The sequence below is a fragment of the Methanosaeta sp. UBA458 genome (genome assembly GCF_002496085.1).
Classification (GTDB): Archaea; Halobacteriota; Methanosarcinia; order Methanotrichales; family Methanotrichaceae; genus Methanothrix; species Methanothrix soehngenii.
This window is the reverse complement of the sequence record NZ_DAIK01000044.1, coordinates 29,423-30,942: the sequence shown is the minus strand read 5'-3', so window position 1 is coordinate 30,942 and position 1,520 is coordinate 29,423. Positions and strand designations below refer to the sequence as shown.

Annotated in this window: 2 protein-coding genes and 1 tRNA gene; 1 reads left to right on the top strand and 2 read right to left on the bottom strand. The window is 48.9% G+C overall.

Going from position 1 to position 1,520, the window contains the following annotated elements; translation table 11 throughout:
• The first annotated feature begins 2 nt into the window (after positions 1-2).
• A tRNA-Ser gene (locus BP822_RS02960) sits at positions 3-87 on the top strand.
• Between the two features lie 382 nt (positions 88-469).
• Here BP822_RS02960 and BP822_RS02955 read toward each other — a convergent pair.
• Both BP822_RS02955 and BP822_RS02950 read right to left on the bottom strand, forming a co-directional pair.
• Positions 470-733: a hypothetical protein gene (locus tag BP822_RS02955; RefSeq protein ID WP_048132219.1), complete on the bottom strand. Its 264-nt coding sequence runs from the start codon at positions 731-733 to the stop codon at positions 470-472.
• 326 nt (positions 734-1,059) lie between these two features.
• Positions 1,060-1,520, bottom strand: a 461-nt coding sequence (locus BP822_RS02950; RefSeq protein ID WP_286877710.1) for a DUF2207 family protein, incomplete at its 5' end; no start/stop codon positions are given.

Genomic DNA, 1,520 nt, shown 5'->3' with positions numbered 1-1,520 from the left:
GAGTCGAGGTCGCCTAGCTTGGTATGGCGCAGGTTTGCTAAACCTGTTCCGCTCCGCGGATCGTGGGTTCGAATCCCACCCTCGGCGCTATTTTACCAGTTAAATCACAGTTAGCTTCTTAATCTCATAATAAGGTTGGACCTACGTGGTTCAATGAAGCGGCTAATGATATTCATTGATAACACAAATATATTTCGAGGTTCGCGAGAAGAAAAACTCAAATTCGACTACCAGAAGTTGAGGAATACTTCTTTGGGATATATATCACTCACTGAAAATAGCAACAGGATAAGTTAATGTATTTTTTGCGGGGGGGCCGAGCGAAAGTGCCCGAACAATTCAATTTCCCATATGCATTTCATCATGATTTAGGATCCACGAATCGAATAGATCAGCCAAATCAAACGGCTAAATGCAAATTGCACTCTGTTGGAAAAATATGCATCAGTAGCCCGCTCGGCCCATGCTGCTACTCCTCACACTCCTCCTCTGCGGGAAGGGCATTAGGCAGGAAGTCCTCTACACCATTTCCTCTTATGTTCTCTGCATCATACCCTGTCCTCTTGGAGACCCTGGATTTGGGAGTCCACACGATCTCATCCTGCTCATAGGTCTCCCCAGTGGTATAACACCTGACCATTGGTGCGCCCATGAATTCCACCTGCAAGTTGCACAACGGACAGATCGCTACCTCGACCTCTCCTTTATTATTTGTTCTCTCCACGCTGAGCATTATTCCCACTCTCTTGAACCACGGTTTATGGGCTGTCCAAATCTCCACTTATTTAAGCTTGGCCCTTTTTGCCAGAGCCAAACCATAAATATCTATGTTTTAAGTTTAAAGCTATTTAAGAAAAGATCATAATAATTCATATCCGTTTTCTTCTGGATCTCTGAAGATAACGCTGGCGGATTGCGTTATGCCTCTCTAGATCATGATCTGATCATATGGCCTGGAGGATTTTATTGCCCCTAATTTGCCGCCAAAAGAGGAAATTCGATGCGCAGATAATGCTCATAATAGTTCCTAAAGTATCAGACGGTGAGGGGAGGGAGGTGCTACCTCGCCCCTCCACCGCCTCCTCCCCCACCGCCGCCACCGCCAAATCCGCCCCCGCTTCCCCCGCCGAATCCTCCGGAGCTGCTGGACTTGGGAGAGCTGGAGGAGTAGGCATGGCCGAAGCTGGTATGGATGGTATGGATGGCCACCGCTTCGGGAATGGGGATGTTAAAATCCTTCAATGCTTTCTCCACCTTGTCCCCCACCCCGAGAGCAGTGCCATAGATCAGCCACTCCTTCCACATATTCAGGTCACTGGGTGAATACCGCTGGATCATGGCATAGTCGCCCAAAAAGGTTCGAAAGGCATCCCACTCCAGCTTCTCTTTATAGTAGTCCTCCTTCCAGCGACCAAAGAGGGTGGAGGGGGCAGATACCGCCAGGCTTGACTGCAAGAGCAGAATCATAGCCGTGATTGCCACCGGATCTCCCAGGACGCCCGAACCCATGATAAAGGGGA

Bases quoted from the DNA above. Each gene is read 5' to 3' on its own strand.
- BP822_RS02955 (WP_048132219.1), bottom strand. From the start codon at position 733: ATGCTCAGCGTGGAGAGAACAAATAATAAAGGAGAGGTCGAGGTAGCG.